Below are 4,995 nucleotides of genomic sequence, written 5' to 3'. Positions count from 1 at the left end.
CTGATACAGAAAATTGGATTGTTATCAACACAGGAGGAGGACATCACTTCTGTTAACACTGCGGTCAGGGCTTCCTTGGCTGAAGAATCCCGCGCTCTCCCGTAGGGGAGCGTCGGGAGTATGTCAAGAACTTTGCTCATGATTTTGAGAAAAATAAAGCCTAATTATCAGCACTTTTGTAATACTTATCTCTTCTAACCAAAAAAATCTTCATTAATGGATAATGGATAATTGATAATTACCTCTGGTTAAAACCGTTATTGATTGAATATAAGGAAATATTATTTCTTTTCTCTTGGTCGATTGGATATGGCGAGGAGACCTCGCCATCCCTCGACCGCTTTTTTCCCTTAAAAGGGGAGGCTTTAAACCAGAATTATTTAATTATTAATAATTAATAATTAATTATTCGGTAAGCATTTCCTGCGGAATGCTGCGCAAACAGCTATTAGCTGTCAGCTCGAGGGCAATAAAACTCTCCTGTGAAGGAAGTATTTAAATGAATATAGACTTTAACGTCAAAGTAACCTGCTTTTGTAAGATTTAATTATTACTGGATTCTGGCTTAATAATACCCCTTAATATAGGGTTTAATAAAGCTCAAAAGCAATAACTGTTAACGTAGTTCCTAGGCAGGATAGCTGATAATGTAGTTACGACCTTATGATGCTAGCTGACTAATGTTTGCGCAGCATTCCGTAGGAAATGCTTACAAAAAATCAGGTATCAAACCTCCCTTTTTAAGGTGATAAAAAGTGGTCGTTACCAGATATATTCTGCATTCTTCGGGGTTCTTCGCCATATCGAATCAAGAGAAAAGAAAATTATGCATCTTCTCGCCTCCCTATTGCAGGAGCTACTATTAATTTAATTGACTCTTAGTTTATTAACATGAAAACCAGACTCTTGAAAATTCAAGAACCTGGTTGAGTCTTTAAATAATTTATACCTAAAGTTTAAGCAGAAACAGAAAAAGCAACAAATACTAAACTACCTACTAATACAGCTCCTAGAGTTCCTAAAACTAAATAGTTAACTTGTTCTTTTTGATCTGGAGCGTCTGCTTGATACATTTTTGGCTCTGCAGCAAAATTATTTAGACGTCCACCTTCTTCTGTTGTATATGGCATGATTAGATCCTTTATTTTTTTTTTATCTTTACCTATCTTAACATAGATTTGGCGAATATAGGAAATTATTACTAGCTTTGAGCCGAATTAATTCTTCCAGTCAATGGTGAAGAGGCGATCGCATAATCTTTTTTGGGTATCCTTCCTGCTAAATAAGCCAAACGTCCCGCTTCTGTCGCCATCCCCATTGCTTTGGCCATGACTGATGGATTTTTAGCTAGAGCGATCGCTGAATTAATAAGTAAGGCATCTGCTCCCATTTCCATTGCTTGAGTTGCTTCACTAGGAGTACCAATTCCTGCATCTACTACCACGGGAACCTTAATATTGTCAATAATTATTTTAATATTAGCTGCATTTTGGATTCCCTGGCCAGAACCTATAGGGGAACCTAGAGGCATAACTGTGACACAACCAGCTTCTTCAAGTCTTTTGGCTAATAGTGGGTCAGCATTAATGTAGGGTAAAACAGCAAAACCCTCTTTTATTAATTGTTCTGCTGCTTGTAATGTACCGATAGGGTCTGGGAGTAAATACTTAGGATCAGGAATAACTTCCAGCTTGACAAAATTATTATCTTCTTGACCTAATAATTTAGCCATTTCTCGTCCCAGTCTGGCAACTCTCACAGCATCTTCAGCAGTTTGACAACCTGCGGTATTTGGCAGCATCCAGATTTTTGTCCAGTCTATAGCTTCTGCCAAACCTTCATGACCAGGAGCTTGAGTTTGTACCCGTCGTACTGCTACAGTTACGATTTCACATCCACTAGCTTCTATACTTTGCTGCATTTTTTCTATGCTGGGATACTTACCTGTACCTGTCATTAGACGGGAGCTAAATTTTTTACCTGCGATAATTAGAGGTTGTTCTGGAGTTTGTGTAGTTAGTTTTTCTACTGTCTGCATTGTTTAATTTTGATATTTACAACCATTGTAAATTTTTTATTTCAATCCCAGTTTTTATGTTTATCGGAAGCTACAGAAGATGAAGATATTTCTGGTATTGCTTCTGGGGAAAATTCCTGAATATTCGGTCGCGCAGCGGAACGGATGTTCTATCGTCTATGAGCAAGGAAATTTAGTTGAATAAAAAGTCATGCGCATGGGCGAGCAAACCCTTATAGTCTTTATGATATCACAAAAATTGTGGGAATGCAGCCAAAAATCATTTGATGCGCTGTTTTTTTTGGAGCTTCACAGAATGCAAAAGTTAGTTGTTTTCCACTGAGGAGTTTATACATAGAAAGATTAGATGACAGGAAAAGCCAACGGATGTTCTATTGTCTCTGAGCAAGGAGATTTAGTTGAATAAAAAGTCATGCGTATGGGCGAACAAACCCTTATAGTCTTTATGATATCACAAAAATTGTGAGAATGCAGCCAAAAATCATTTGACGCGCTGATTTTTTGGAGCTTCAGAGAATGAAAAAATTAGTGGTTTCCTACTGAGGAGATATAGATGGAAGAATTAGATGATAGGAAAAGCCAACGGATGTTCTATCGTCTATGAGCAAGGAGATTTAGTTGAATAAAAAGTCATGCGTATGGGCGAGCAGACCCTTATAGTCTTTATGATATCACAAAAATTGTGAGAATGCAGCCAAAAATCATTTGACGCGCTGTTTTTTTGGAGCTTCACAGAATGCAAAAGTTAGTTGTTTTCCACTGAGGAGTTTATACATAGAAAGATTAGATGACAGGAAAAGCCAGCATATATTGGAAGCTTCACAGAATGCAAAAGTTAGTGCTAGCTAACGTAGCAGTCTAAGGGAATTAATTTTCTGATTCTAATCTTAAAAAGAGGGGAGTATTTTTCAATTTTGTTCCTGTATTGCCACTATTTCATATTACTCAACCGACATTTTACAGAGGTTTTCCTGCATGGTAGACCAGAGCAGGAACTTTCCATAGAACGTCCCTATAAAATTTGATGTGTGAAGATGTGGTTCATCAAGAGTGAAAAGCGCTGTAAGGTAATTATTATTTCTCAATCCTAAAAAACTTAATACCAAGTAAATTCTATAACTAATTAACCATAAGCACCATGAGGTAAAAATCCCAAAATTCGCTTCAATCTTTCATCTGCTTCTTGATAACAATGATTAGGCATCTGATAATTCATAAATGGTGCATATTTATGCCCAACCAATCTTTTGCCATAAGTAATTTGTGTAATGTAGCGGGCGACAGAAGATGAATTTCTAGAACCTCTATGCCAAACTTGATTGTTAAAACAAACTGCAGTACCCATTCCTCCCAGACAACTATGAATTTTATCTTCATATTCTAAAATATTACCATCACAAAACTTACCAAACAGATGCGAACCTGGAATAACTTGAGTTGGTCCGTTGTCTGGAGAAAATACATCAGTTAAGTAATAATTAACGGAAAATGCTAGAACATTCAAGCGAATATTGTTCAGAGGTTTACCATCAAGAGAAAGAACGTGTGGTGTATCATCTTGATGCCAGGCATTGTTGGCTAGTCCATCAGTTTGAGGAGGAACTTTAAAAGAATTATTGTGGATAACATGAACAACATTAGCATTAGGAATTCCATCATTTATTGAGTAACCTGTTCCATTTGCTCCACCAATTAAATGTTCTGCAAATGTAATAATTGGTTCCATCGCAAACAAGTCTAGATTATCTTGGGAATGCTCAAACATTCGCTCCATTATTTTGATTGATGTGTAAGCTTTCGCTACTGGATTAGACCTGTCAATTTTTTCTTCTTCAGTTTTCTTTAAAATTTCATCTAAGTCATTTCTAAGAAGTTCACATTTTTCAGGTGTTAATACATTAGGAATGACTAAAAAACCATTAGTATGAAAATCTTCAATCCATGTATTTAATTGTTCTGTTGATGGAGTTTTCTCAGGTAAATATTCAGGCATTTTTTTTCATAATTTTTTATAAGTATTAATTGTTAATTGCTTTGGGATAAAAAATAAGGAAAAAGTAGGGAGTAAGCCGGGTTCTGTTCTCTTAGCTGGTTTCAGCTAAGAGGGCAGTTATCTATCTGGGATGCCTGTTGCCAGACACCTCTTGCGGTACACTTAACAACGGAGCCGGAAAAAGACCAACCATTGCCCCTCCGACCTTGCTCCCCGCCGGGGTTTACCGAGCCAGTACCTCACGATACTGCTGGTGCGCTCTTACCGCACCTTTGCACCCTTACCTCAGAGACTTGAATAATATCTCATCTCCAGGGCGGTATTTTTCTGTGGCACTATCCTCACGATCACTCGCACTGGGCGTTATCCAGCAAGCTTGGTCTTTTGGGAGCCCGGACTTTCCTCAGACCCAAGATATTGAGTCCGCAACTGCCTCACCTACTTTATCCCTATTTTTACATATTAGCAAATAAATCACCTATTGTTAATTTTTTACCCAGGATAATTTTGATGATGAGTATAGAAACAATGTAAGCATTCAGCAGTCAGCTATTAGCTATCAGCTATTGACGCTCAGAGGAGGTAAATGCAATTGATAAATTTGGACATAATTAAAACTTACTGTAAAATTATGCTTATTTAAGCTTATAAGAAATTATTAATTATTTGCTGATAGCTGACTGCTAAAAGCTGAATGCTTACGAAACAATTAATAGGGAGTAGGGAGTTCAGTTATCAGTTATCAGTTATCAAAATAATATGGGTCTAAAACTCCGTCTTTTAAGGCGCAATATTTTTGGAGAGTTGCTCACGCATCCCCTACTTCCCCTCCCCTCCTGGGAGGGGTTAGGGGTGGGTTAACTTCTGAATTCTGAATTCTGACTTCTGACTTCGTTAAGAGTACCTCTGCAATATGGAGGCAAGAAAATACGGAATTCTCTTTTTTTCTCCCCTGAAAATGGGA

At 37.4% G+C, this 4,995-nt stretch carries 3 protein-coding genes and 1 other RNA gene; all 4 read right to left on the bottom strand.

The genetic code is table 11. The annotated features are described in order from the left end of the window. Positions 1-956: 956 nt before the first annotated feature. Positions 957-1,130: a photosystem II assembly protein Psb34 gene (gene psb34, locus F6K15_RS37340; RefSeq protein ID WP_293071082.1), complete on the bottom strand. Its 174-nt coding sequence runs from the start codon at positions 1,128-1,130 to the stop codon at positions 957-959. A gap of 71 nt (positions 1,131-1,201) precedes the next feature. Further along, positions 1,202-2,038 carry a thiazole synthase gene (locus F6K15_RS37335; RefSeq protein ID WP_293071081.1) on the bottom strand — a complete coding sequence of 279 codons (837 nt, stop codon included), beginning with the start codon at positions 2,036-2,038 and terminating at the stop codon, positions 1,202-1,204. A gap of 1,123 nt (positions 2,039-3,161) precedes the next feature. Next, complete coding sequence (locus F6K15_RS37330; RefSeq protein WP_293071080.1) at positions 3,162-4,031, bottom strand: phytanoyl-CoA dioxygenase family protein; 870 nt, start codon at positions 4,029-4,031, stop codon at positions 3,162-3,164. 56 nt (positions 4,032-4,087) lie between these two features. After that, positions 4,088-4,477: RNase P RNA component class A (gene rnpB, locus F6K15_RS37325), an RNA gene on the bottom strand. Between the last annotated feature and the right edge of the window lie 518 nt (positions 4,478-4,995).

Origin of the sequence: Okeania sp. SIO2B3 (genome assembly GCF_010672525.1) — a bacterium.
Lineage (GTDB): Bacteria > Cyanobacteriota > Cyanobacteriia > Cyanobacteriales > Microcoleaceae > Okeania.
The sequence above is the reverse complement of the archived record's forward strand: the minus strand, read 5'-3'. Positions and strand labels throughout refer to the sequence as shown.